The following is a 23,525-nucleotide window of genomic DNA, read 5'->3' as shown; positions in this document are numbered from 1 at the left end:
GAGGTGTCCGTGACCCGCAAACCCGTGACTGGAGGCCGGATTCCGGCCGGCGACCTGCCTGCGTTCAAGCGCTGGGCGTTGCCGCGGGTTGAGGGCGGGCATGTGGTTTCCTCGCCGTTTCAGGAGAAGCGCCGTCGCGAGGCGGCCGCCGAGGTTGAGGAGCTTGATCTCAGCGGATTAACGGTGGAAGCGCTGCAAAAGCTGCGTGACGAGGCGCGTCAGGAAGGTTTGGCCCAGGGGCGCGAAGAGGGGCTTCAGCAGGGGTTGGAAGAGGGGCGGGCTGCGGGGCGCGAGTCCGGTCATCAGGCGGCTTACAGCGAAGCCCAGGCCGAGATTGATGACCTCAAGGCGCGTCTTGCTTCGCTGGCGTCCCAGTTGCAATCGCCCCTGGCCCGGCAGCATGAGGCGCTGGAAGCACAGATGCTGCAACTGGTGGCGGATATTGCTCAGGCGGTTATCGGCGGAGAGCTGGCCACGCGCCCCGAACTGATGCGTGAAGCAGTGCAGCGGGCGTTGGATGTGTTGCCGCAAGAGGGTGCGTTGAGTTTCAGCGTCCACCCCGATGACGAGTCCTTACTGCTGGAGCTTAGAGAGCGGGAGGGTGCTGCCTGGGAAGTGCGCACCGATGCTGCGATGGCGCGCGGTGGGTTGATCGCCCGGGGTGCCAATAGCTATCTCGATTATCAACTGGATAAGCGCTTGGCCGCAGTGTTGGCTCAGCTGCGCCAGGATCGCGACGAAACGGCGGCGGTAAAGGGCGATGACCCGGACGATAGCTGAGCGGTTGGCGCTCTATGGCCGGCGCTCGCTGGTGTCACCCAAGCCGGTCGCTGAAGGTCGTATTACCCGGTTGGTGGGGCTGACTCTGGAAGCGCGCGGTTGTCGCGCGGCAGTCGGCAGTTACTGCCGTATCGATCTGTCCGCCGAGCTGTCGGTTGAGGCGGAGGTGGTCGGGTTTGGCCAGGACTGTATCTATCTGATGCCCATCACCCCGGTGGAGGGGCTTTATCCCGGCGCACGCGTGGTGCCGCTCGGAGCGGGCAGCCGCGTGCCGGTGGGGCCCGAGTTGCTGGGTCGGGTGCTCAATGGCGCGGGGCAGCCCATTGACGGGCGCGGGCCGCTTGGTACTACTGCCGAAGTGAATCTGGCCGGGCCGATGATCAACCCGCTGGCGCGTCAGCCGATAGAGAAGACCCTTGATGTGGGGGTGCGCGCCATCAATGCTTTGCTGACCGTTGGCCGCGGTCAGCGGATGGGGCTGTTTGCCGGCTCCGGCGTGGGTAAGTCGGTGTTGTTGGGAATGATGACCCGTTTTACCGAAGCCGAGGTGATCGTGGTCGGACTGATCGGCGAACGGGGGCGAGAGGTCAAGGAGTTTATTGACCATAACCTGGGCCCGGAAGGCATGGCGCGGGCGGTGGTGGTGGCGTCACCGGCGGATGATTCCCCGCTCATGCGTTTGCGGGCCTCCGAGCTGGCGTCCCGGATTGCGGAGTACTATCGGGAGCAGGGCAAGAATGTGTTGCTACTGATGGACTCTCTGACCCGCTATGCCCAGGCGCAGCGCGAAATCGCGTTGGCGGTGGGCGAGCCCCCCGCAACTAAGGGTTATCCGCCGTCAGTGTTTGCGCGCTTGCCCAAGCTGGTGGAGCGGGCAGGCAACGGCGCCAGTGGTGAGGGCTCGATTACCGCCTTCTACACCGTGTTGACCGAGGGCGACGACCAGCAGGACCCGGTCGCTGATGCGGCGCGAGCGATTCTTGATGGCCATGTGGTGCTGTCGCGGCAGTTGGCCGAAGAGGGGCACTATCCGGCGATCGATATCGAGGCTTCTATCAGTCGGGCGATGCCGCAGGTTGTATCGCCACAGCATTTGAACCTGGCTCAGCGTTTCAAGCAGATCTACTCCCGTTATCACCAGAATCGCGATTTGATCAGCGTCGGTGCCTATGCGCGCGGCTCCGATGCGGATATCGATCTGGCGATTGAGCGGATGCCGCACTTTCGTACCTTTCTGCAGCAAGGGCTGAACGACAGTCAGCCCTTTGCGCCCAGCTTTCAGGCTCTCCATCAGGTGCTGTCGCCGCCGCCCCCGCCTCCGGCCAATAGCGCCAGTCCCGGAGTGGCCAGGCAATGAAGCGTTCAAAGCGGCTGGGAACCGTATTGCAGATAGCGGAACAGCGCAAGCATGAAGCGGAGCAGGCTCTCGGCAATGCCCAGCAGCGGCTTGAACAGGAGCGTCTCAAGTTACAGCAGCTGCAGGACTATCTGGCCGAATACCAGCAATCGCAGCTTGCGCGGGGACAGCAGGGCGTTTCTATCGAAGTGTTGCGGCGGATGCAGCTGTTCAAAGATCGCCTGCAGGTGGCTATTGATCAGCAGCGTCAGCAGATTGTGGTGGCGGAGTTTAATTTGCAGCAGGCTCGTCATAGCTGGCAGGCCGCACACGGTCGCCACCGGGCGATTGGTGCGCTGCGGGAACGGGTGGCGGATCAGGAGCAGCGTCAGGCTGACAAGCAGCTGCAAACGATGATTGATGAGATGGCCGCGGCCCGGCGCCATTATCAGCGTTAGCGGGATAGCGCGAGCTGGCCTTGATTTTGCAATTTCTGTGTCGGAGAACACAGGAGTGTGCGTATGTCGGTTATACAAACTGGTGCGGTGAGCATGTCGCCAGCGCCCGCTGCAGCTGTCGCGGAAGGCGCCACCGGCGGTATCGATCAGCTGTTTGCCCAGTTGCTGCAGCAGGTCCAGGCGCAGCTTCAGGGGCAGATGGCGGGTGGCGGTAAATTGCCCCTGGACGGTGAATTGTTGCCGCCGGAGATTCCGGTGGCGGATGTTCGCGCGGAGATTGAAGCGCAGCTGCGCGGTGCAGATGTGCTCTCGTCCGAGCTGGATCCGGAGGCGCTGGACCGGTTGATTGATCGAACGCTGGCGGAGCTGGAGCGTCGCGCTGACCGCGGCGATACAGAGGACGGGGTGCCTTTTGTGGTGGCGCGTCCCGAGACTGCAGAGGGCGATGCGCTTCCCGGCGCTGAGGTTGCAGCGCTGAGCGATGCGGCGTTGCAGTCGGATCCGGATGCGCGTTCTTCCAGTGTCGAGTCAGCTCCCAAGCCTCAACCCGGGGGGGCTGAGGTTGCGACGGTGGCCGCGCTTGGTGATGAAGAGCGCGCGGATACTTCCGCGACGGGTCGCTCCCGGGAGCTTGCCGATGAAGTGGCAGCCTCTACGGTGAGCCGTGACGCGCGTGCGGCAGATAGAGCTGCGGTTGCAAGCCCTGAGCCATCGTCCGTTGACAGCCGTTCGGCTGCCGCCACTGGGGTTGGCTATGGCGCAGAGCGCGGTGACAGCGTGGCTGCATCGCGGTTAGTTGATAGTGGCGACCCGGCGCCGGCGGCTTCCGTGCCGCTTGATTCTGATGGTCCCGATGAGTCGGCCTCCCCGCGGTTGGCTGACCAGCCGGTGACGAAAGCGACCACTGAGGCTGCCACTCCGGTGGTCGCTCCGGTAGCTGCAGTGGTCTCAGCGGGAGCGCGCGCCGACGGCGGTGCTGAGCCGCGACGCAGCAGTCGTGAGCGCGACTCAGGCGCGGTTCGCAGTGAAGCTGCCGCCGAGTTGAAGGCAGAGCTTAAACCGGAACTTAAGCCGGAACTTAAGCAAGAGTTGCGGGCGCAACCCAGAGAGGTCGCGTCCTCCGCGGCGAACGCTAGCGGGGAGCCCTATGGGCGTTCGAACGAGGAGGGTGCAGTTCGGCCTGAGCTGATTGTGCGCCGCTCCGGTGGAGACATGATGGCGGCTCCCGCGGGCGAGTCGACTAACCGCACTGATAATTCGCTGTCCTCTGCCTTTAGCGCGCTGTTAGGTGCAATCCCGTCACGGGCGGAGGCGCCGCCGGTCACGCCGCCGTCGCTGGCTCAGTTGCAGAGTCTGTATCAGGCGGCTCCCGGTAACCCGCCGACCTGGGCGCTGCCGCAGCGCTTCGGTTCTCAGGAGTGGTCGCCGGCTGCGTCCCAGCGAATCACCTGGATGGCGAATCAGGGGATCGGGAGTGCGGAGCTGCGGCTTGATCCGCCGGAACTCGGCTCGCTCCATGTTCGTCTGACCCTGAATCAGGATCAGGCCAGCTTGAGCTTCACCAGTCCCCATGCCCAGGTGCGCGAAGTGTTGGAGCAGCAGATGCCAAGGCTGCGTGAGATGCTGGCGGAGCACGGCATCGATCTGCAGCGCGGCGATGTGTCGGATCAGCGTGCCGGGCAAGATGCCCAGCGTCGCGGCGAGGAGGGGCGGACCGGAGCCTTTGGTGACGCGTCAGCTACCGCCGACGATAGTCAGGAGCTGCTGCCGGCCGGAGCGCCACAGCGTTTGCTTTCGCTGGTGGATGCCTACGCCTGAATCAATGCTGCGGCCTTGAATTATGATATAGTCGGGCCCAGTTTTGAGAGCGTCGGCGAAGGGGAAACCAACCTTGCGCCAAGGTGTTAGGATCTGAAGGAAAATGGCTGAAGAACAGGAAGAACTGGAATCGCCGGCTAAGGGTGGCTCCAATAAGCTGGTAATTATTCTGGTGGTGGTGATCGTCGTTCTGCTGGGAGCGGTGGCGGCTGGCGCTGCGTGGTATTTCCTCAGTAGCGATGATGAGGCTGTGGCCGAGCAGGCGGAGGACTCTACGGGCAAGCGCAAAGAGGCGATCTATATCAAATTGCGTACCTTGGGGGGCAAGCCGTCGTTTATCGCCAACTTTTACGAGCCGACCGGGCGGCAGCGTTTCATGCAGGTATACGCTGAAGCGCTGACGCGTGATCCCAGTGTGCAGCCGGATCTGGAGAAGCATATGCCGCTGGTGGTGCATTCGCTGAGTACCTTGTTCTCTAATCAGAGTTTCACCGAGATGCAGACTACCGAGGGCAAGGAGCGTCTGCGTCAGGAGGCAACCCGCAAAGTGCAGGAGATACTGCAGCAGGAAACGGGGCGTCCCGGAATCGAGGCGGTCTACTTTACTAACTTCGTGATGCAATAGCGGAGCTACCGAGACCATGAGTGTCCAGGATCTGCTTTCTCAAGATGAAATCGATGCGTTGTTGCATGGCGTCGATGATGGTGCGATCGACACTGAAGAGGAAGATCTTGACCCGGATGCGGCGCGCGCCTATGACCTGACCAGTCAGGAGCGGATCGTGCGCGGGCGCATGCCCACGCTGGAGATGATCAACGAGCGCTTTGCTCGCTACACCCGCATTAGTTTGTTCAATATTCTGCGTCGCAGCGCTGATGTGTCGGTCGGCGGTATTCAGATTCTCAAGTTCGGTGAATACGTCCACACCCTCTATGTGCCCACCAGTCTCAATCTGGTGAAGGTGCGACCGCTCAGGGGCACCAGCCTGTTTATCATGGATGCCAAGCTGGTATTCAAGCTGGTGGATAACTTCTTCGGTGGCGATGGTCGGCATGCCAAGATCGAGGGACGAGAATTTACCCCAACCGAAATCCGTATCGTGCAGATGCTGTTGGCGCAGATTTTTGTTGATCTGCGCGAGGCTTGGGCGCCGGTGCTGAAGGTGGACTTTGAGTATGTTAACTCGGAAGTTAACCCAGCCATGGCAAACATCGTCAGCCCCAGTGAGGTGGTCGTGGTCAGCACCTTCCATATCGAGCTCGACGGTGGCGGCGGTGATCTGCATGTCACCATGCCGTACTCGATGCTGGAGCCGATACGTGAAATGCTCGACGCGGGCGTTCAGAGTGATGTCGACGAACAGGATGATCGCTGGGTCAATGCGCTGCGGGCCGATATTATGGATGCGCGGGTGCAGTTGGACATGACGGTGGCCAAGCGCCAGATTTCACTGCGGGATATTCTGGAGATGGAGGCCGGTGATGTGATTCCGGTGGAGATTCCTGATGCGCTGACGCTAAGGGCCAATGGTATTCCGATTCTTAAGTGCAAATTGGGCGTATCGCGCCAGAATCTGGCGGTTAAAGTGCTTGATCGCATCAAGCGGCAGGAAAATTAGGCGGCTACAGGCTGAGAGAAAGAGCGAATGAGCGACGACAATAAGACCCCCGAAGACGAACAGGCGATGGCCGACGAGTGGGCCGCCGCGCTGGAAGAGCAGACCACAACTGATGCTGCGGCCGTAGAGGATGACTGGGCTGCGGCGATGGCCGAGCAGGGTGTCGAAGAGGATGCCGAGCCGGTGGAGCTGGACCAGTTGCAGGATGAGAGCTCGGGACCGGTCTCAAATCCGGATCTGGATGTCATACTTGATATCCCGGTGTCGATCTCGATGGAGGTCGGCAGCACCGAAATTGCGATCCGTAATCTGTTGCAGTTGAGCCAGGGCTCGGTTATCGAGCTGGATCGCATGGCGGGTGAGCCGCTGGATATCAAAGTCAACGGTACGTTGATCGCGCATGGAGAGGTGGTGGTGGTCAACGAGCGTTTTGGGATTCGATTGACCGACGTCGTCAGTCCGTCAGAACGTATTCGTAAGCTGCGCTAGCATGCGGCAGCATCTCTTACCGGCTCTGTTGCTGTTGCTGCCTGTTGCCTCGCAGGCTGCAACCAGTGGGGCCGCGTCTTCTGTTAGTCCGGTCAGCTCCGGCTCTATCATTCAGGTGCTGTTGGCGTTGCTGCTGGTAGTGGCCGCCATCTTCGTGCTGGCCTGGTTGATGCGTCGGATGCAGGCTGGTGCCGGCTTTGCGACCAAGGGGATGAAGGTGGTGGCGATGCTGCCCCTTAGTACCCGCGAGCGCGTGGTGCTGGTCGACATCGGCGGGCAGCAGTTGCTGCTCGGCGTCGCTCCGGGGCGGGTCAGCTTGCTGCAGCGTTTTGATGAGCCGGTACTGGATACGGCCAGCCCGGGTGGTGGGGAGTTTCGTGAGCGCCTGAAACAGGCGCTGCGGTCCGGGAGTGGGCGCGGATGATGCTACGCTGGTTGCCGTTCTTGCTGTTGTTGCTGCCGGCGCTGGGCTGGGCCGAGCCGTCCGGTATACCGGCGGTGACGGTGACCACCGATGACGCGGGTAATCCCAGTTACTCGGTGACCCTGCAGATCCTCATCCTGATGACGATGCTGACGTTCCTGCCAGCCATCGTCATGATGATGACCTCCTTCACCCGCATCGTCATTGTATTCGCTATCCTGCGTCAGGCGCTGGGCCTGCAGCAGACGCCTTCGAACCAGATACTGGTGGGGCTGGCGCTGTTCCTGAGCTTTTTTATTATGACTCCGGTGCTGGACCGGGTGAACGCTGAGGCGGTGCAGCCCTACCTCAATGAAGAGCTGGACGCGTTACAGGCCGTCGAGCGAGCAGCTCAGCCTTTTCGCAGCTTCATGCTGGCGCAAACCCGTGAGGACGACATAGCGCTCTTCGTGCGTATCTCAGGTAGCGGGCCGATAGCCTCGCCAGAGGAGTTGCCGTTCGGTATTCTGGTGCCGGCCTTTGTTACCAGTGAGCTGAAAACCGCGTTTCAGATCGGCTTTATGCTGTTTATCCCCTTCCTAATAATCGACCTGGTGGTAGCGTCGGTGTTGATGGCGATGGGGATGATGATGTTGTCGCCGATAATTATTTCGTTGCCGTTCAAGATCATGCTGTTTGTGCTGGTGGATGGCTGGGCGATGGTGATTGGTACGCTGGCCGCAAGTTTCGGTACTTAGAGCCGGGGAGGGCATTGTGATGACACCCGAAGTGGTGCTTGATCTGTTTCGGGATGCCTTTTGGCTGGTGATCCTGATCGTGGCGGTACTGATCACTCCCAGTCTGGTGGTGGGCTTGATTATCGCGGTGTTTCAGGCTGCCACCCAGATTAACGAACAGACCCTCAGTTTTCTGCCGCGCCTGTTGATGACCTTGGCAACGGTAATGGTCGCTGGTTCCTGGATTCTGACCAAACTGACCGATTATTTTAACTTCCTGTTCACCAATATTCCGCTGTTGATCGGGTGATCTCATCATGCTGGCGCTGAGCGTACCCGAGCTGGTGGAGTGGATGTTCCGCTTTCTCTGGCCGCTGTTCCGGATCGGTGCTTTTGTGATGGTGGTACCGATGATCGGTACCCAGCTGGTCCCGGTGCGTATCCGGCTCGGCTTCGCCGTTGCGCTGACGCTGCTGGTGATGCCGTTGCTGCCGGAGGTGCCGACGCCGGAAGGGCTGTCGCCGCAGCTGGCGCTGATCGTCGGTCAGCAGCTACTGATCGGTTTTGCGCTGGGTTTTATGGTGCAGGTCTTTTTTCAGGTGTTCACTCTGGGTGGGCAGCTGATCTCCTCGCAGATGGGTCTTGGTTTTGCCTCCATCTCTGACCCCACCAACGGGGTTTCGGTGGTGGTACTGTCGCAGTTCTATCTGATGCTGACCATGCTGCTGTTTCTGTCCATGAATGGGCATCTGGTGCTGGTAGCGGTGATCGTTGACAGCTTCACTATCCTGCCTCTGACCGAGGGGGGGATTGCCGGCGAGTCGCTGTGGCGCTTGGTTGCGAGTGGCAGTTGGATGTTTGCCGGTGCGCTGGTGCTGGCGCTGCCGGCAGTGATCTCGCTGTTAGTGGTGAACTTTGCCTTTGGTATCATGACCAAGGCGGCTCCGCAGCTGAACATCTTTGCTATCGGTTTTCCGTTTACCATGCTGTTTGGTCTGTTTATTACCTGGGTGGCGCTGTCAGATTTCGTTGGTCAGTATCACCGTATCGCTACCGAGGCGCTGGATATGGTCGGCGCCCTGTTGATCAGGAGTTAGTAGCGTGGCTGAGCAGGAGACGGGACAGGAGAAAACCGAAGAGCCCACGGCGAAACGACTACGCGACGCCCGGGAGAAGGGCGATATTGCACGCTCTAAAGAGCTCAATACGACGGTGTTGCTGCTGGTGGCGGCGGCCTGCTTTTTGACTCTCGGTAGTCATGTGGGTACAGGGCTGGCGGCCCTGATGGAATTTAATTTCACCCTTTCGCGACAGGATATCTTCGACCCTCAGAAGATGTTTATGCATCTGGGCCACTCGGTGGGCGAGATGGGATGGCGGCTGGGTTTTCTGTTTCTGTTGCTGGTCATTGCGGCGCTGGCGGGTCCCATTGCTCTGGGAGGGTGGAACTTCAGCGCCAAGGCGATGGCGCCCAAGTTCAGTCGCCTCAATCCGCTGGAAGGGATTAAGCGGATGTTTTCCCTCAAGGCGCTGGTTGAGCTGTTCAAGGGGTTGGCCAAGTTTCTGGTGGTGGGCGCTCTCTCGGTTGTGGTGCTGGTGATGCAGGAGAAAGCGTTGCTAGGCCTTGCCAACCAGGATGTGATCACGGCGATGCGGCATGGGGTCGAGATCCTGGCCTGGGCATTCCTGTTGATGGCCTCGACCATGATTTTGATTACCGCAGTGGATGTGCCTTATCAGCTTTATGACTATCAGAAAAAGCTGCGCATGACCCTGCAAGAGGTTAAAGACGAGATGAAGAACACCGAGGGTAAGCCCGAGGTGAAAGGGCGAATTCGCCAGCTGCAACATGAAATCGCCCAGCGACGGATGATGAGCGAGGTGCCGCAGGCGGATGTGGTCATTACTAACCCCGAGCACTACGCAGTGGCGCTGCGCTATCGGGATCAGGAACAGTCCGCGCCGGTGGTAGTCGCCAAAGGGGTGGATCAGGTTGCGCTCAAGATCCGGGAGATAGCCGCCGAGCATGATGTTCCGGTGGTCACCGCACCGCCCCTGGCGCGGGCTATTTACTTTAATGCCGAGCTCGAGCAGGAGATTCCCGAGGGGCTTTATGTGGCGGTGGCGCAGATACTGGCCTACGTCTATCAGCTGCGTGAATACCAGCGCCGGCGAGGTCCGAAGCCTGGCGACCTGGGTGATCTTCCTATTCCGGACGACCTCCGTCGAGACGATTAGTGTCAAAAAAAGAACGTTCTGGAACGCTTTTTGCGTTATCAATCCTTTAGATGCTTTTTTGTCATTAATTTGACGCTTCGGCTGTAGCAGGTCGTTAGCGCTCGATCGGGGATAGGTGTGGATCGTTCGGCCTTGGTAGGCAATATGCGTAGTCTGTCGCAGGGGAATCTGGGGATTCCGCTGCTGCTGCTCATCGTGTTGGCGATGGTTACGCTGCCGATGCCGCCGTTTCTGCTCGACGTATTCTTTACCTTCAATATCGCCCTGTCGCTGGTCGTGCTGCTGGTGGCAGTCTATACCCTGCGCCCGCTCGAGTTTGCCGTTTTCCCCACCATTTTGTTGATCGCTACCTTGCTACGGCTGGCGCTTAATGTTGCGTCAACTCGCGTGGTGTTGCTCTACGGGCACGAGGGTGGCGATGCGGCGGGTAAGGTAATCGAGGCCTTTGGCGAGGTGGTGATTGGCGGCAATTATGTCGTGGGTCTGGTGGTGTTTGCCATTCTCGTCATCATCAACTTTGTGGTTGTAACCAAGGGTGCGGGCCGTATCTCTGAAGTAAGCGCTCGCTTTACCTTGGATGCCATGCCTGGCAAGCAGATGGCGATCGATGCGGATCTCAATGCAGGCCTGATTGGGCAGGATGAGGCCAAGGCCCGGCGTCAGGATGTTACGCAGGAAGCGGATTTCTACGGCTCAATGGATGGTGCCAGCAAGTTTGTGCGTGGCGATGCGGTGGCTGGCATCCTGATCCTGGTGATCAACATTCTGGGCGGTCTGGGTATCGGTATGGCCCAGCATGATCTCAGTTTCGATATGGCTGTGCGCAATTACTCGTTGCTGACCATTGGTGATGGTCTGGTGGCGCAGATTCCCTCGCTGTTGCTCTCCACGGCCGCCGCCATCATGGTCACCCGGGTTAATACCAGCTCGGATATGGGCGGGCAGATTCTCCATCAGATGTTCGCCACCCCCCGTGCGCTCAGTGTTGCGGCCGGAATCCTGATTATCATGGGGTTGGTGCCGGGAATGCCTCACGTGGCCTTCCTGGGGTTGGGGGGAATTGCTGCTGGCGGTGCTTACCTGATTGCTCGCAAGAATCGTGTGGCAGAGTTGAAGGCGTCGCAGCTGGAGCAGGCTGAAGAGGCGGCGCCGGAGCCTGAGGTGGAGCACAAGGAACTGGGTTGGGATGATGTGGCACCGGTTGACATGATCGGGCTGGAGGTGGGCTATCGTCTTATTCCTTTGGTGGATCGTGCCCAGGGTGGTCAGCTGCTGGGGCGGATTCGCGGGGTGCGCAAAAAGCTGTCACAGGATCTCGGCTTTCTGGTGCCGTCGGTGCATATCCGGGATAACCTGGACCTGGTGCCCGGCGGTTATCGCATTACCCTGCAGGGGGTGACGGTGGGCGAGGCTGAAGTGTATCCGGATCGCGAGTTGGCGATCAATCCGGGGCAGGTGTTCGGTACGCTAAAGGGGATCGAAACCAAAGATCCGGCGTTTGGGTTGGATGCGATCTGGATCGAGGCGGGGCAGAAGGATCATGCTCAGACGCTGGGATACACCGTGGTGGATGCCGGTACGGTGGTGGCGACCCATCTGAATCAGGTGATGTCCCAGAATGCGCAGGAGTTGTTGGGGCATGAAGAGGTTCAGCAGTTGCTGGAACTGCTGGGTAAATCGTCGCCGAAGCTGGTGGAGGAGTTGAACAATAAGCTCTCGGTCAGCGTGCTGTTGAAAGTGCTGCAGAACCTGCTGCGGGAGCAGGTGCCGGTGCGAGATCTGCGAACAATCGCCGAGAATTTGACGGATGCGGCATCGGTTAGTCAAGATGTTGGCGCTTTGACGGCTTCGGTGCGGGTGGCGCTGGCGCGGCTGATTGTACAGGAGATCAATGGTGGCGAGCCGGAGCTGCCGGTTATTACTGTCGATCCCCAGCTGGAACAGTTGTTGCTTAAGTCTTTCCAGCAAAGTGGAGCCGAAGAGGGCCTGGCGCTGGAGCCGGGAATGGCGGAGCGTTTGCAGCAGTCGTTGAATCAGGCGGCCGAGCGCCAGGAGGCTGCGGGCAAGCCGGCAGTGCTGCTGGTGGCAGCGCCGATCCGGCCGTTGATGGCGCGGTTTGTACGTTATGGTACGCAGCCGGTCCACGTGCTCTCCTATCAGGAGATTCCGGAGAATAAACAGGTCACGATCGTGGCTACCGTGGGTGGAAACTAATGGCAAGGAGTGAATCGATGGCTCAGATGGGAGAGATGGCGTGAAGGTCAGGCGCTTCTTTGCTCCGGATATGAGTCAGGCGATGCGTCTGGTGCGTGACGAGGTTGGTCCAGATGCCGTTATCCTCTCCAATAATCGTGTCGCCGGCGGTGTTGAGGTTGTGGTGGCGCTTGAATATGACGCGCCCAAGTCGCGGGACTCTTTGTCTCGTCCTGTCTCCAGGCGGCCGGAAACCCTGAAGCAGGCGGGGGAACAGGAGCGTAAACAGCGGCAGCTAAGCGCCTTGATGGGCGGTGCCGCCTCGCGGCCAGCACGCTTGGATGCGGAGATGGGGCGTGCGCGGGGGCAGTTGGCTGAGCGCCAGGCGCGTGCCCAGAGTGGTGAGGTCACGCTGCTGCAGCCAAAAGGGAAAAACCGGCAGATCAGTCTGGATGATGATGCCTGGGACGAGGTGCTGGCGCATCTTCAGCGCCGCGGGCAGCGCGACGCAGATAAGCCTGCGGTGAGTGCGGCGCCACCGGCTGCAGTGGCGGCTGCCACTGAGCGCGATCGTGAATTACAGGCGATGCGCGCCGAGATCGATGATCTGAAGGGGTTGTTGCGCGCGCAGTTGGCTCAGTCCCAAGCGCCGGCCGCAGTGGCGCCGGCCAAGCCGACAATATCGGATGTGAGTCCGTTGCAGCGGCGGTTGCTCGACCGCTTTGCCAGAGTGGGGCTGCGCGAGACTCTGGCGCGTCGTCTGGTTCAGGGTGTTGAAGAGGGGATTGATGCTGCTCGGGCCTGGAAGATCGCGCTGGCCCGGCTCGCCGATGCGGTGCCTGCGGTGGGTGAGGATCTGGTGGATCGGGGCGGCATTGTTGCCTTCGTGGGGGCGACGGGCGTTGGCAAGACGACGACTATCGGCAAGCTCGCGGCGCGCTACGTGCTAAAGCATGGTAGTTCCGGTATTGCGTTGGTGACTACCGACTCCCACCGCATTGCTGCCCATGAACAGTTGCGTACTTTTGGTCGCATTCTGGATATTCCGGTGCGGGTGGTCGATGAGAACCGTCCTCTGGATGAAGCGCTCGACAGCTTGCGCGACAAACGGCTGGTGTTGGTAGACACCGCGGGCATGGGCGGTAACGACGCCCAGCGTGCCGAGCAGTTGGCGATGTTGGCCGATAGCCGGCACCGGATCAAAAAACTGTTGGTGTTGCCGAGCACGGCGCAGTACCAGGTGCTCCGCTCTGCCTACGGCTACGTCAAGGAGCTGGGGCTCAATGGGGTTGTATTGAGCAAGATGGACGAGGCGGTCAGTCTCGGCGAAGTTCTGAGTACGGTGGTCGAATGCCGCTTGCCGCTGGCCTATCTGGCTGATGGGCAGAAGATTCCCGACAATATCGATGTTGCCCGAGCGACAGCGTTGGTCAGTCGCGCGGTGGTGATGGCTGAAAAGCAAACCGCGGTGGCAGAGCCGGTTGCTGATGGCGTGATTCCGCGCATCAGTGACGCGGTCTAAGGCGCGCTGATGAGTATCCCGCACCCTGTTCAGGTTATCGCCGTCACCGGTGGCAAGGGTGGGGTCGGCAAAACCAACGTGTCGGTCAATCTCAGCGTGTCTCTGGCGCAGGCGGGCCGGCGGGTGGTGTTGATGGACGCTGATCTCGGGTTGGCTAATGTTGATGTGCTGCTGGGGTTGCGTCCGGTCTATAACGTTTCTCATCTGTTGGCGGGCGAGTGTCGTCTAAGCGATATCATGATCGATGCCCCGGGCGGTATTCGTATCGTTCCTGCGTCGTCCGGAACCCAGTCGCTGGTTAGCCTGAGCGCGCATGAGCACGCGGAGCTGGTGCATGCTTTCAGTGAGGTCGAGGATGATATCGATGTGCTGGTGGTGGATACCGCCGCGGGTATCTCCGAGTCGGTGGTGAGCTTCGTTCGTGCGGCGCAGGAGGTGTTGGTGGTGGTGTGTGACGAGCCAACGTCGATTACCGATGCCTATGCGCTGATCAAGTTGCTCAACCGCGATTGCGGCATGAACCGCTTCCGGGTTCTGGCTAATATGGTCAGAAGCGAGCAGGAAGGCCGAAATATGTACGCAAAGTTGACCACGGTCACAGACCGCTTCCTCGATGTTACGCTTCAATATGTAGGATCAATACCTTATGATGAGTCGGTCAGGAAAGCGGTAAAACAGCAGCAGCCGGTCTGCAAGGCGTTTCCCCGCAGCGCGGCGGCCCAGGCGTTTGGTAAGCTTGCTCAGAAGGTGCTCGGTTGGCCGGTTATGTCGGCTCCGCGAGGGCATCTGGAGTTTTTTGTAGAGCGGCTGGTGCGAATGCCAAACCAGCGCTGACGCGGTTTAAGGGTGTTCATGTACAGCCAGTTAGAATCGGATTCGCAGGCAGATATCGTTGAGCGTTATGCGCCGCTGGTAAAGCGGATTGCGCATCACCTGCTTGCGCGGCTGCCCTCGAGTGTGGTGCTCGAAGATCTGATTCAGTCCGGGATGGTCGGCCTGCTGGAAGCTGCGCGTAAGTATGATGCCTCCAAGGGTGCCAGCTTTGAAACCTATGCCGGCATTCGCATTCGTGGCGCCATTATCGACGAAGTACGGCGTGGCGACTGGACTCCCCGTTCGGTGCATCGCAACGGTCGCCGAATCTCCGATTGTATTCAGGCTGTTGAGGCGCGTACGGGACGCGACGCGCAGGATGCTGATGTGGCCCGGGAGATGGGGGTCAGCCTGGATGAATATCATAGCCTGTTGCGCGATAGCGCCAGCAGCCGGTTGTTCAGCATCGACGAGGTGCGTGAAGGGCGCGACAGTACCCTGGTTGATGAATTGGCGGGTGATGTTCCGGATCCCTTTGCGGAACATCAGCAGGATGCGTTTCAAACGGCGTTGGCTGATGCAATCAGTCGGCTACCGGAGCGCGAGCGCCTGGTGTTCGCGCTTTATTACGACGAAGAATTGAATTTAAAGGAGATTGGCCAGGTGCTCGGTGTAAGCGAGTCGCGGGTCAGTCAGATACACAGTCAGGCGGCGCTGCGCCTGCGTGGGCGCTTAGCAAGTTGGAGTAGCGCCATCTAATATGTACGAAATGCTCTCGTCAGGGTTCTGATACTGAGCGGGATAATCGCATAGCTGGGCATGACGGAGGTCGCCTTGGACAAAAACATGAAGATCCTCATCGTCGACGATTTTTCGACCATGAGACGGATTATCAAGAATCTTCTTCGGGACCTTGGCTTCAATAATACCGTAGAGGCGGATGACGGTAGCACGGCTTTGCCTGTGCTTAAAAATGGCGGGATCGATTTCCTGGTGACCGACTGGAACATGCCTGGCATGTCGGGTCTGGAGCTGCTGGAGCAGGTTCGGTCGGATCCGGGGCTGGCTAAACTGCCGGTCTTGATGGTGACGGCTGAAGCCAAGCGTGAGCAGATTATCCGCGCCGCGCAGGCCGGGGTTAACGGGTATGTGGTCAAGCCATTTACAGCGGCAGTGTTGAAAGAAAAGATCGAAAAGATATTCGAACGCATCGGCTGAGGAGGCTTATATGTCAGGGCTTGACGAATCAGCCGACCTGCAGAACTTCGAGCAGATGCTTCAGGATCGTGCGCAGGAACTGGTGCAGCTGCTAAATAAGGGCGATTTCGCCGGCGCCATGCAGATACTCGCGCAGTTAAGCGACGCGCGTAACACTATGCTTTACACCGAAGTCGGGCGACTGACCCGAGGGCTGCATGAGGCGATCAAACAGTTCAACATGGATGTGGAGGCAACCGCGGCCTACCAGACATCCCATGAGGACGACGAACCCCACAGTGAAGTCTCGGACGCCAACGAGCGTCTTAATTATGTGCTCACTCTGACCGAAAACGCCGCCAATACCACCATGGATATGGTCGATGCCAGCATGCCTATCGCCGAGGAGCTGGGAGAGCAGGCTCGGCTACTGCGGCAGGACTGGAAACAGCTCGCCGACAAAGAGAGCAGCTTGAGTGAACTCAAGGACCTGGGGCGCACCACTGAGACTTTCTTGCAGGAGATCGAACGTGGGTCCGATATGCTGCACAAAAACTTTACCGAAATCCTGCTGACCCAAGGGTTCCAGGATATTACCGGACAGCTGATCAAGCGGGTTATCGGGCTGGTCAATGATGTGGAGTCAAGCCTGCTGAATCTGGTGGTTGTAGCGGGCAAGGTCGATCGGATTTCGGGTTTCAAGAACGAAGCGGCGACAGAGAAGAATAAAGAGAAAGAACAATCGGCTGACAAGAGCAATGCCCAGGGGGTAGGTCCCCAGGTGCTGGCCAGTGAAGCTGAAGGAGCCGTAGCAGGTCAGGACGAGGTGGATGACCTGCTCTCGAGCCTTGGATTCTGAGGAGCAGAGTGCATGACCCTGGACGTAGATGAAGAGATTCTGCAGGACTTTCTGGTCGAGGCCGGCGAAATCCTTGAGCAGTTATCCGAACAGCTGGTGGATCTGGAACACCGGCCTGAGGATTCCGATCTTCTCAATGCCATCTTTCGCGGCTTTCATACCGTCAAGGGCGGTGCTGGTTTCCTGCAGCTGACCCCCTTGGTCGAGTGTTGCCACTCTGCCGAAAACGTGTTCGATAAACTGCGTAACCACGAGATTCCGGTCACAACCGACCTGATGGATGTCGTTCTGCGCGCGTTGGACAGCGTTAACGAGATGTTTGATAGCGTGCGCGCCGGAGATTATCCGGAGGTCGCCGAACCGGAACTGATTCAGGCGTTGGATGCGTTGACCCGAGGCGAAGCCCCGGCTGCGCCAGCGGCTCCGGAGCCGCCTGCCGAGCCACCGGCGGCTGCCACCGGCGGTGACGCCGATGCCGAGTTTGATCAGATGCTCAGTGCTCTGGGAACCGAAATGCCGGTCGAGCCTGCCGCTGCGGAGGTGCCTGCCGCGAGTGGCGACGATGAAATAACGGATGATGAGTTTGAAGCGCTGCTGGACCAGCTTCATGGTGCCGGCAAACATGGTGGTGTCGTCGAGTCTTCTGCATCGGAGCCGGCGCCCGCCGCTGTTGGTGCAGAGACACCCCCGGCGAGTGGTGATGATGAGCTGATCTCCGAAGATGAATTCGAGAAGCTGCTGGACGAACTGCAGGCCCAGGGAAAAGGCGCCTTTGCTGCGGCAGACGCCGGCAGTGTCGCCGAAACCGAAGCTGCAGCGCCTCCGCCTGCGCCGCAACCCCAATCTGCTGCTGTAGCGCCTGCGCCGGCCGCAGAGACAGCCGTGCCAAAACCTGCTGCGCCGCGCGCGGCGGCGAAGAAAGCGGACAAGCCCGCCGCTGCCGAAACCACGGTGCGGGTGGATACTCAGCGTCTGGACGAGATCATGAATATGGTCGGCGAGCTGGTGCTGGTGCGTAACCGACTGGTGCGGCTCGGTAACAAGGTGGCTGATGAAGAGGTCGGCAAGGCCGTTTCCAGCCTCGATATGGTGACCGCCGACCTGCAGATGTCGGTGATGAAAACCCGCATGCAACCGATCAAGAAGGTGTTTGGGCGTTTTCCTCGGGTGGTGCGTGACCTGGCCAGAACCTTGAAGAAAGAGGTGAATCTGGAGTTGCGCGGAGAAGACACCGATCTGGACAAAAATCTGGTCGAAGCCTTGGCCGACCCGCTGGTTCACTTGGTTCGCAACGCGGTTGACCACGGCGTGGAAGCGCCCGATGTGCGTCTGAGCAGCGGTAAGCCCAGCATGGGCAATGTGGTGCTGTCGGCCGAGCAGGAAGGCGATCATATTCTGCTGGCGATTCAAGATGACGGTGCCGGCATGGACGCCAACAAGCTGCGCCAGTTGGCTGTCGACAAGGGGATGATGGATGAGGACAGCGCCGAGCGACTCTCCGACCACGAAGCCTTTAATTTGATCTTTGCGCCGGGTTTTTCCACCAAGAAAGAGATCTCTGACGTTTCCGGCCGTGGTGTCGGCATGGATGTGGTGAAAACCAAGATCACCCAGCTCAACGGTACCCTCAATATCGACTCAGTCCCCGGGCAGGGCTCTCGTATCGAGATTAAAGTACCCCTGACGCTGGCGATCATGCCGACCCTGATGGTCATGCTGGCGGATCAGGCTTTCGCGCTGCCGCTGGTGAACGTCAATGAGATTTTCCATCTCGACCTGACCCAGACCAACGTGGTTGATGGTCAGGAGGTGGTGGTAGTGCGGGAAAAAGCGCTGCCCCTGTTCCACCTTAAACGCTGGCTGGTTGAAGGGTGTTACGGAGAAGCGTTGCCGGAAAACGGCCATGTTGTGATCGTGACGGTGGGCACCAAGCGGGTAGGCTTTATCGTGGATCAGTTGGTCGGCCAGGAAGAGGTCGTCATCAAACCCTTGGGTAAGATGCTGCAAGGCACGCCTGGTATGGCGGGTGCCACTATCACCGGTGATGGCCGGATCGCGCTTATTCTGGATATTCCCAGTATGCTCAAGCAATACGCGACTCGTTGACGGGGTGCGTTAAGGGACAAGGTGTGACATGCCGGTAAAGGTTTTGGTGGTCGATGATTCGGCGTTCTTCCGTCAGCGGGTCGCGGCGATTCTGAACAGTGATCCCCGTGTTGAGCTGGTGGGCACCGCCGAAAATGGCCGCGTGGCTATCGACAAGACCCGCGAACTGAAGCCTGATGTCATCACCATGGACTATGAAATGCCGGTGATGAATGGGATTGCTGCGCTGGCCGAGATCATGCGCTCCACACCGACGCCGGTGCTGATGTTCTCCTCGCTCACTTACGAGGGAGCCCGCATTACCCTGGAGGCGCTCGATGCCGGAGCGGTCGACTTTCTGCCCAAGAGCTATGAGCAGATGGCGCCCGGCAAAGGCAAGCTGGAGCAGGTCCTGATTGAACGGATTTTGGCCGTCTCCCGCACGCGAATGGGTGGTCTGGCCCGTTCAGCGCCCCCGCCTCCCAGTGCCGCAAAACCGGCAGTGGCACCGTTGTCATCGCGGCAGCCGGCGGCGGCGCCCGCTCCTGCTGCTTCACGCCCGACGCGCAGTGCGCCGCGTCGCGATGGTCCGGCTGCGGGCTCGTTGGCGGGGAGTAAGTGCGGTCTGGTAATTATCGGTACCTCCACTGGAGGGCCGGTGGCGGTACAGAAGATACTGACTCAGTTGCCGTCCTCTTTCCCCAAGCCCATTCTGATCGTTCAGCACATGCCCAAAGCGTTTACCGGAGCCTTTGCCGAACGCCTCAATCAACAGTGCCAGATCAGTGTGCGCGAAGCGCAAGATGGCGACATGCTGCGACCAGGGCTGGCACTGCTGGCTCCCGGCGGGCAGCAGATGCTGGTGGAAGCGAGAGGGGGCGGGCGTGTCCGTATCGTCGACGGTGACGAGCGGCTGAACTACAAACCCAGTGTTGATGTGACCTTTGGGTCGGCGGCCCGAGAGTTGGGCGCTAAAGTGTTGGGTATTGTGCTCACGGGTATGGGGGCTGATGGGCGCGAGGGTGCGCGGATGCTCAAGCGTAACGGTTCGCAGGTCTGGGCGCAGAATGAAGAGAGTTGCGTTATTTTCGGTATGCCGCAAGCCATTATTCAGGCTGAGCTGGCCGATTACATCCTCGATCTCAACGACGTCAGTGCTACGTTGCAAGCGGTGACCGGTAACTGATGGATCGCCTCAGCCTGCTCGGAATTGTTATCGGACTGGCCGCCATTTTTGGCGGCAACATGCTTGAAGGCGGCCATGTCGATACGCTGCTTAACGGGGCTGCCGCGGTCATCGTATTTGGTGGGACCCTTGGTGCTGGCCTGCTCCAAACCTCTCTGGTCGATGTGCAGCGCGGCCTGGAAATCCTGCGCTGGGTGGTTTGGCCACCCCGGGACGATTTTTACGAGGGGATCGATAAGGTCGTTGGATGGAGTGCGCATTCGCGCCGCTTCGGTCTGTTGGGGCTTGAAAAGATGGCCGAAACCGAGCACGACGATTATCTGCGCAAAGGGTTGCAACTGGTTTCTGACGGCGCTGAACTGCAACAGGTGCGTGATATTCTCGAGGTTGAGATGAACGTACGTGAGCAGCGTGACCTGCAGGGAGCGCATTTCTTTGAGGCGATGGGAGGCTATGCGCCGACCATCGGCATCATCGGTGCGGTGCTGGGGCTGATCCATGTGATGACCAATCTCGCGGATCCGTCGACGTTGGGTGCCGGTATCGCCACTGCTTTCGTAGCCACCGTTTACGGTGTCGGCCTCGCCAACCTTATTCTGCTTCCTATCTCCAGCAAGTTGCGCGGTGTGGTGCTGCGTCAGTACCAGTATCGGGAGATGATGCTTGAAGGCTTGCTGGCAGTCGTAGAGGGTCAGAACCCGATGGCTATTCGCAGCCGGCTTGAGGGTTATCTCAAGTGATTAGGTGCAGCCATGGCGCGTCGGCGTAGAAGTCGGGATGAGGTCAGCCACGAGCGCTGGGTAGTATCCTACGCCGACTTCATCACCCTGTTGCTGGCCTTTTTTGTGGTCATGTATTCCATCTCTTCGGTTAATGAAGGCAAGTACCGGGTATTGTCGGAGTCGCTTGCCGGCGTTTTTCGCGGCGCTGAATTCAGTATGGATCCGATTCAGGTGGGCGATGTCCCGCGACCCTTTAATCAGCGTGATATCGGTTTGCTGGGCGAGACCCCCTCGGTGCCGCCGGGTGGGCTGGAGTCTGAGCGGCGCGAACTTCAGCAGATCGGCGACGATGCCAAGAAGCACTTTCAGGAGCTGATCGCTGACGGCAAGCTGACGGTCAGCAGCAACAAATTGTGGGTGGAGATCGAGATCGGCTCAAACCTGCTGTTTCCCAGTGGCAGCGCCACGCCGGTTCAAGCGGCGGATCCGCTCCTGGAAGCGCTGGCAACCTTGCTCGCGCCGTACGATAATCCCGTTCATGTTGAGGGATTTACTGACAACCGGCCGATTGAAAACGGTGCCTTCCCTACTAACTGGGAGCTATCCGCGGCCCGCGCGGCAGCGGTGGTCAGGGTGCTCAGTCATTATGGTGTTGCCCCTGAACGTTTGGCAGCGGTGGGCTACGGAGAGTATCAGCCCAAGGTCAGCAATCGCACCGCGCGGGGCCGCTCGATTAATCGTCGGGTGAAGATTATTGTATCCCGGGATGAGCGGGTGCGGCGGGCACTGAGTAGCTATGGCAGCGGCTATATCAGTGAAGATGCGGTGCAAACTATTCTCAGCGAAAAGGTTGAAGCGGAGCAGGCGGCGCCGGTGGAACGGATCGAGACTGAAGAGGGCGGGGTGTTGTTTACCCGTGGCGCGCCGGAGCAGTGATGGGAGAGGATAACTAGAGTGCGAATCTGGGCGGTGGCGAATCAAAAAGGTGGCGTCGGCAAAACCACATCCGTGGTGACCCTGGCGGGCCTGCTGGCGGATCAGGGCTTCGATGTGCTGGTGCTTGATCTGGATCCGCACGGTTCGCTGACCAGTTACTTCCGTTACGATCCCGATAGCCTGCAACATAGCGCCTACGACCTGTTTCAGAATGATGGCAAGGTTGATGCCGAGCTGCCGGGGCAGTTGCTGCTCAGCACCAGTCACGACCGCATCAGCCTGATCCCCGCATCTACGGCGATGGCCACACTGGAGCGCAAGTCGGTGGGGAGTGATGGTATGGGGCTGGTGATCGCCCGCTCGCTGGCCTGTCTCTGGGATCAGTTTGATTACGTCATTATTGATAGCCCTCCGGTGCTGGGGGTGCTGATGGTCAATGCGCTGGCTGCTTGCGAGCGATTGCTGGTACCGGTGCAGACGGAGTTTCTGGCGATCAAGGGGCTGGAGCGTATGGTTCGCACCCTGACCATGATCAATCGGGCGCGCAAGAACAAGTTGGAATACTATATACTGCCCACCTTTTTTGACCGTCGTACTCAGGCGTCGGTCCAGAGTTTACGGGTCATTCGTCAGACCTACCCGGAGCAGGTTGCGCAGGCCGTGATACCGGTCGATACCAAGTTTCGTAATGCCAGCACCCAGGGGATAGTGCCAACCGCGCTGGACCCCAGTACTCACGGTGTGAGGGGATACAATATGCTGATGCGCTGGTTGATGGAGAAGGAAAAGCAACCAGCCGCTGACACGGCACAGCGGTTGTGAGAACTCTGATATGAGTGCACCGAGTCGTTCCAGTAAACCAACCGCATTGGCGCCTCAGCAGGCAGTTCAGGAGTACCTGAACACCCTGCTGCAGGAAGCGACTTCGCAGGCTATTGAGCAGGAAGTGCCCGTTGAGGCGAAGGTCGAGTCCCCGGTCGAGCGAAAAACTGAAATCAGAGCGCGCCCCGCCGAACCGGTGGTTAAACCGGCGCCGCCGGTGGTAGCGCCTGCACCGGTCTCGCCGCCGGTGGTCGAGACCACGCCGGCCGCGGTAGAACCTGAGGCAGACAGTTGGATTGACGGGCGTCCTCCCTGGGCGCAGCAGCGCTTTGAATGCCTGCTATTCAAGGTGTCAGGGTTGTTGCTGGCGGTGCCGCTGGTGGAGTTGGGCGGGGTGTTGGTCATGGACGAAGAGCTAACGCCGCTGTTCGGCCAGCCGGACTGGTTTATGGGCTTGCTGCCCTCAAAAACCGAGGGTACAGTCAAAGTGATCGATACCGCGCGCTGGGTGATGCCGGAGCGCTATAGCGACGAGTCCCGTGAGGGACTGAAATACGTGGTCATGATGGAAAACAGCGAATGGGGACTGGCGTGCCATGAAGTGGCCGATGCGGTTACCCTTGAGCCCCATCAGGTCAACTGGCGCAGTGATCGCGGTCGTCGCCCCTGGTTGGCGGGCACGGTGATCGAGCATATGTGTGCCATCATGGATGTAGCGGCCTTCGTCAAGTTGCTGGCGGAGCAGAGCCGCAGCCGCACCCGTTAGCGGGAGAGGCGTCGATGAAAATGGTAATACGCGGATAACCTTTGAGGAAAAATGGCATGGATATCAAAGCGGCCGGTGGTGCCGAAGATCCGGTTCTGCAATGGGTAACCTTTCGTCTTGATGACGAAGTGTACGGGATCAACGTGATGCAGGTGCAAGAGGTGCTGCGTTATAGCGAGATCGCACCTGTACCGGGTGCGCCCGCCTACGTGCTTGGTATCATCAACCTGCGCGGCAACGTGGTAACCGTTATCGACACCCGTCAGCGATTTGGCTTGCCGCCCGCCGAGGTGACGGACAACACGCGCGTGGTCATCATTGAAGTCGACGGCCAGGTGGTCGGGATTCTGGTCGATGCGGTGTCGGAAGTGGTTTACCTCAATCAATCTGAAATTGAGAAAGCCCCCAATGTCGGTACTGAAGAGAGCGCCAAGTTTATCCAGGGGGTTTGTCACAAGGACAACCGGCTGCTGATTTTGGTAGAGCTCGACAAGATGATGTCTGACGATGAGTGGTCAGAAATCGCCATGCTGTAACTGGCTGCTT

At 59.5% G+C, this 23,525-nt stretch carries 25 protein-coding genes; all 25 read left to right on the top strand.

Annotated elements, in window-relative coordinates; all coding sequences use genetic code 11:
* The first annotated feature begins 9 nt into the window (after positions 1–9).
* The 25 genes from JJQ76_RS17885 to JJQ76_RS05480 all read left to right on the top strand — a co-directional run bounded on the left by JJQ76_RS17885 (position 10) and on the right by JJQ76_RS05480 (position 23,515).
* Positions 10–780: a flagellar assembly protein FliH gene (locus JJQ76_RS17885; protein ID WP_210395735.1), complete on the top strand. Its 771-nt coding sequence runs from the start codon at positions 10–12 to the stop codon at positions 778–780.
* A complete protein-coding gene (gene fliI, locus JJQ76_RS05595; protein WP_210395734.1) occupies positions 761–2,137 on the top strand; it encodes a flagellar protein export ATPase FliI in 1,377 nt (458 codons plus the stop codon). Before JJQ76_RS17885 ends, fliI begins: the two co-directional genes overlap by 20 nt.
* Positions 2,134–2,574 (top strand): flagellar export protein FliJ, encoded by a 441-nt coding sequence (gene fliJ / locus JJQ76_RS05590; RefSeq protein ID WP_210395733.1) that lies wholly within the window; start codon positions 2,134–2,136, stop codon positions 2,572–2,574. Before fliI ends, fliJ begins: the two co-directional genes overlap by 4 nt.
* A 63-nt stretch (positions 2,575–2,637) precedes the next feature.
* On the top strand, positions 2,638–4,392 hold the full coding sequence (locus tag JJQ76_RS05585) for a flagellar hook-length control protein FliK (protein ID WP_210395732.1): 1,755 nt from the start codon (positions 2,638–2,640) through the stop codon (positions 4,390–4,392).
* 103 nt (positions 4,393–4,495) lie between these two features.
* Positions 4,496–5,017: a flagellar basal body-associated FliL family protein gene (locus JJQ76_RS05580; protein ID WP_210395731.1), complete on the top strand. Its 522-nt coding sequence runs from the start codon at positions 4,496–4,498 to the stop codon at positions 5,015–5,017.
* 16 nt (positions 5,018–5,033) lie between these two features.
* Positions 5,034–6,011 carry a flagellar motor switch protein FliM gene (gene fliM / locus JJQ76_RS05575; RefSeq protein ID WP_210395730.1) on the top strand — a complete coding sequence of 326 codons (978 nt, stop codon included), beginning with the start codon at positions 5,034–5,036 and terminating at the stop codon, positions 6,009–6,011.
* A gap of 27 nt (positions 6,012–6,038) precedes the next feature.
* Positions 6,039–6,500 carry a flagellar motor switch protein FliN gene (gene fliN / locus JJQ76_RS05570; RefSeq protein ID WP_210395729.1) on the top strand — a complete coding sequence of 154 codons (462 nt, stop codon included), beginning with the start codon at positions 6,039–6,041 and terminating at the stop codon, positions 6,498–6,500.
* A gap of 1 nt (position 6,501) precedes the next feature.
* Positions 6,502–6,924, top strand: coding sequence for a flagellar biosynthetic protein FliO (gene fliO, locus JJQ76_RS05565; RefSeq protein WP_210395728.1), 423 nt, complete (start codon positions 6,502–6,504; stop codon positions 6,922–6,924).
* Positions 6,921–7,661 carry a flagellar type III secretion system pore protein FliP gene (gene fliP, locus JJQ76_RS05560; RefSeq protein WP_425515223.1) on the top strand — a complete coding sequence of 247 codons (741 nt, stop codon included), beginning with the start codon at positions 6,921–6,923 and terminating at the stop codon, positions 7,659–7,661. Before fliO ends, fliP begins: the two co-directional genes overlap by 4 nt.
* 19 nt (positions 7,662–7,680) lie before the next feature.
* Positions 7,681–7,950 (top strand): flagellar biosynthesis protein FliQ, encoded by a 270-nt coding sequence (fliQ, locus tag JJQ76_RS05555; protein WP_210395979.1) that lies wholly within the window; start codon positions 7,681–7,683, stop codon positions 7,948–7,950.
* Positions 7,951–7,957: 7 nt separating this feature from the next.
* The gene (gene fliR, locus JJQ76_RS05550; protein ID WP_210395727.1) at positions 7,958–8,737 is read left to right on the top strand and encodes a flagellar biosynthetic protein FliR; all 780 of its coding nucleotides are present in this window, start codon (positions 7,958–7,960) and stop codon (positions 8,735–8,737) included.
* A gap of 4 nt (positions 8,738–8,741) precedes the next feature.
* Complete coding sequence (gene flhB, locus JJQ76_RS05545) at positions 8,742–9,878, top strand: flagellar biosynthesis protein FlhB (RefSeq protein WP_210395726.1); 1,137 nt, start codon at positions 8,742–8,744, stop codon at positions 9,876–9,878.
* 144 nt (positions 9,879–10,022) lie between these two features.
* Positions 10,023–12,092, top strand: a complete 2,070-nt coding sequence (gene flhA, locus JJQ76_RS05540; RefSeq protein ID WP_210395725.1) for a flagellar biosynthesis protein FlhA — start codon at positions 10,023–10,025, stop codon at positions 12,090–12,092.
* A 40-nt stretch (positions 12,093–12,132) separates the two neighbouring features.
* Positions 12,133–13,593, top strand: coding sequence for a flagellar biosynthesis GTPase FlhF (gene flhF / locus JJQ76_RS05535; protein WP_210395724.1), 1,461 nt, complete (start codon positions 12,133–12,135; stop codon positions 13,591–13,593).
* A 9-nt stretch (positions 13,594–13,602) separates the two neighbouring features.
* A complete protein-coding gene (locus tag JJQ76_RS05530) occupies positions 13,603–14,427 on the top strand; it encodes a MinD/ParA family protein (protein WP_210395723.1) in 825 nt (274 codons plus the stop codon).
* Between the two features lie 18 nt (positions 14,428–14,445).
* A complete protein-coding gene (locus JJQ76_RS05525; RefSeq protein WP_210395722.1) occupies positions 14,446–15,165 on the top strand; it encodes an RNA polymerase sigma factor FliA in 720 nt (239 codons plus the stop codon).
* Positions 15,166–15,252: 87 nt separating this feature from the next.
* On the top strand, positions 15,253–15,624 hold the full coding sequence (gene cheY / locus JJQ76_RS05520; protein WP_210395721.1) for a chemotaxis response regulator CheY: 372 nt from the start codon (positions 15,253–15,255) through the stop codon (positions 15,622–15,624).
* 10 nt (positions 15,625–15,634) lie between these two features.
* On the top strand, positions 15,635–16,462 hold the full coding sequence (locus JJQ76_RS05515; RefSeq protein ID WP_210395720.1) for a protein phosphatase CheZ: 828 nt from the start codon (positions 15,635–15,637) through the stop codon (positions 16,460–16,462).
* 12 nt (positions 16,463–16,474) lie between these two features.
* Positions 16,475–18,568 (top strand): chemotaxis protein CheA, encoded by a 2,094-nt coding sequence (locus JJQ76_RS05510; RefSeq protein ID WP_210395719.1) that lies wholly within the window; start codon positions 16,475–16,477, stop codon positions 18,566–18,568.
* Between the two features lie 28 nt (positions 18,569–18,596).
* Positions 18,597–19,733 (top strand): protein-glutamate methylesterase/protein-glutamine glutaminase, encoded by a 1,137-nt coding sequence (locus tag JJQ76_RS05505; protein WP_210395718.1) that lies wholly within the window; start codon positions 18,597–18,599, stop codon positions 19,731–19,733.
* The gene (locus tag JJQ76_RS05500; RefSeq protein ID WP_210395717.1) at positions 19,733–20,473 is read left to right on the top strand and encodes a flagellar motor protein; all 741 of its coding nucleotides are present in this window, start codon (positions 19,733–19,735) and stop codon (positions 20,471–20,473) included. The genes JJQ76_RS05505 and JJQ76_RS05500 overlap by 1 nt, the downstream gene beginning before the upstream one ends.
* Positions 20,474–20,485: 12 nt before the next feature.
* Positions 20,486–21,391 carry a flagellar motor protein MotD gene (gene motD / locus JJQ76_RS05495; RefSeq protein WP_210395716.1) on the top strand — a complete coding sequence of 302 codons (906 nt, stop codon included), beginning with the start codon at positions 20,486–20,488 and terminating at the stop codon, positions 21,389–21,391.
* An 18-nt stretch (positions 21,392–21,409) separates the two neighbouring features.
* On the top strand, positions 21,410–22,213 hold the full coding sequence (locus JJQ76_RS05490) for a ParA family protein (protein WP_210395715.1): 804 nt from the start codon (positions 21,410–21,412) through the stop codon (positions 22,211–22,213).
* 10 nt (positions 22,214–22,223) lie between these two features.
* A complete protein-coding gene (locus JJQ76_RS05485; protein WP_210395714.1) occupies positions 22,224–22,979 on the top strand; it encodes a chemotaxis protein CheW in 756 nt (251 codons plus the stop codon).
* Positions 22,980–23,035: 56 nt separating this feature from the next.
* Entirely contained in the window at positions 23,036–23,515 is a 480-nt protein-coding gene (locus JJQ76_RS05480) for a chemotaxis protein CheW (protein ID WP_210395713.1), read from the top strand.
* Positions 23,516–23,525 lie beyond the last annotated feature (10 nt).

This window comes from Motiliproteus sediminis (assembly GCF_017912535.1).
Lineage (GTDB): Bacteria > Pseudomonadota > Gammaproteobacteria > Pseudomonadales > Balneatricaceae > Motiliproteus > Motiliproteus sediminis.
The sequence above is the reverse complement of the archived record's forward strand: the minus strand, read 5'-3'. Positions and strand labels throughout refer to the sequence as shown.

Bases quoted from the DNA above. Each gene is read 5' to 3' on its own strand.
- JJQ76_RS05525 (WP_210395722.1), top strand. From the start codon at position 14,446: ATGTACAGCCAGTTAGAATCGGATTCGCAGGCAGATATCGTTGAGCGT.
- fliO (WP_210395728.1), top strand. From the start codon at position 6,502: ATGCGGCAGCATCTCTTACCGGCTCTGTTGCTGTTGCTGCCTGTTGCC.
- fliM (WP_210395730.1), top strand. From the start codon at position 5,034: ATGAGTGTCCAGGATCTGCTTTCTCAAGATGAAATCGATGCGTTGTTG.
- motD (WP_210395716.1), top strand. From the start codon at position 20,486: ATGGCGCGTCGGCGTAGAAGTCGGGATGAGGTCAGCCACGAGCGCTGG.
- fliN (WP_210395729.1), top strand. From the start codon at position 6,039: ATGAGCGACGACAATAAGACCCCCGAAGACGAACAGGCGATGGCCGAC.
- JJQ76_RS05585 (WP_210395732.1), top strand. From the start codon at position 2,638: ATGTCGGTTATACAAACTGGTGCGGTGAGCATGTCGCCAGCGCCCGCT.
- JJQ76_RS05505 (WP_210395718.1), top strand. From the start codon at position 18,597: ATGCCGGTAAAGGTTTTGGTGGTCGATGATTCGGCGTTCTTCCGTCAG.
- JJQ76_RS05510 (WP_210395719.1), top strand. From the start codon at position 16,475: ATGACCCTGGACGTAGATGAAGAGATTCTGCAGGACTTTCTGGTCGAG.
- JJQ76_RS05530 (WP_210395723.1), top strand. From the start codon at position 13,603: ATGAGTATCCCGCACCCTGTTCAGGTTATCGCCGTCACCGGTGGCAAG.
- JJQ76_RS05485 (WP_210395714.1), top strand. From the start codon at position 22,224: ATGAGTGCACCGAGTCGTTCCAGTAAACCAACCGCATTGGCGCCTCAG.
- flhA (WP_210395725.1), top strand. From the start codon at position 10,023: ATGCGTAGTCTGTCGCAGGGGAATCTGGGGATTCCGCTGCTGCTGCTC.
- fliQ (WP_210395979.1), top strand. From the start codon at position 7,681: ATGACACCCGAAGTGGTGCTTGATCTGTTTCGGGATGCCTTTTGGCTG.
- JJQ76_RS05500 (WP_210395717.1), top strand. From the start codon at position 19,733: ATGGATCGCCTCAGCCTGCTCGGAATTGTTATCGGACTGGCCGCCATT.
- JJQ76_RS05480 (WP_210395713.1), top strand. From the start codon at position 23,036: ATGGATATCAAAGCGGCCGGTGGTGCCGAAGATCCGGTTCTGCAATGG.
- JJQ76_RS05515 (WP_210395720.1), top strand. From the start codon at position 15,635: ATGTCAGGGCTTGACGAATCAGCCGACCTGCAGAACTTCGAGCAGATG.
- fliP (WP_425515223.1), top strand. From the start codon at position 6,921: ATGATGCTACGCTGGTTGCCGTTCTTGCTGTTGTTGCTGCCGGCGCTG.
- fliI (WP_210395734.1), top strand. From the start codon at position 761: ATGACCCGGACGATAGCTGAGCGGTTGGCGCTCTATGGCCGGCGCTCG.
- fliJ (WP_210395733.1), top strand. From the start codon at position 2,134: ATGAAGCGTTCAAAGCGGCTGGGAACCGTATTGCAGATAGCGGAACAG.
- cheY (WP_210395721.1), top strand. From the start codon at position 15,253: ATGAAGATCCTCATCGTCGACGATTTTTCGACCATGAGACGGATTATC.
- JJQ76_RS05580 (WP_210395731.1), top strand. From the start codon at position 4,496: ATGGCTGAAGAACAGGAAGAACTGGAATCGCCGGCTAAGGGTGGCTCC.
- fliR (WP_210395727.1), top strand. From the start codon at position 7,958: ATGCTGGCGCTGAGCGTACCCGAGCTGGTGGAGTGGATGTTCCGCTTT.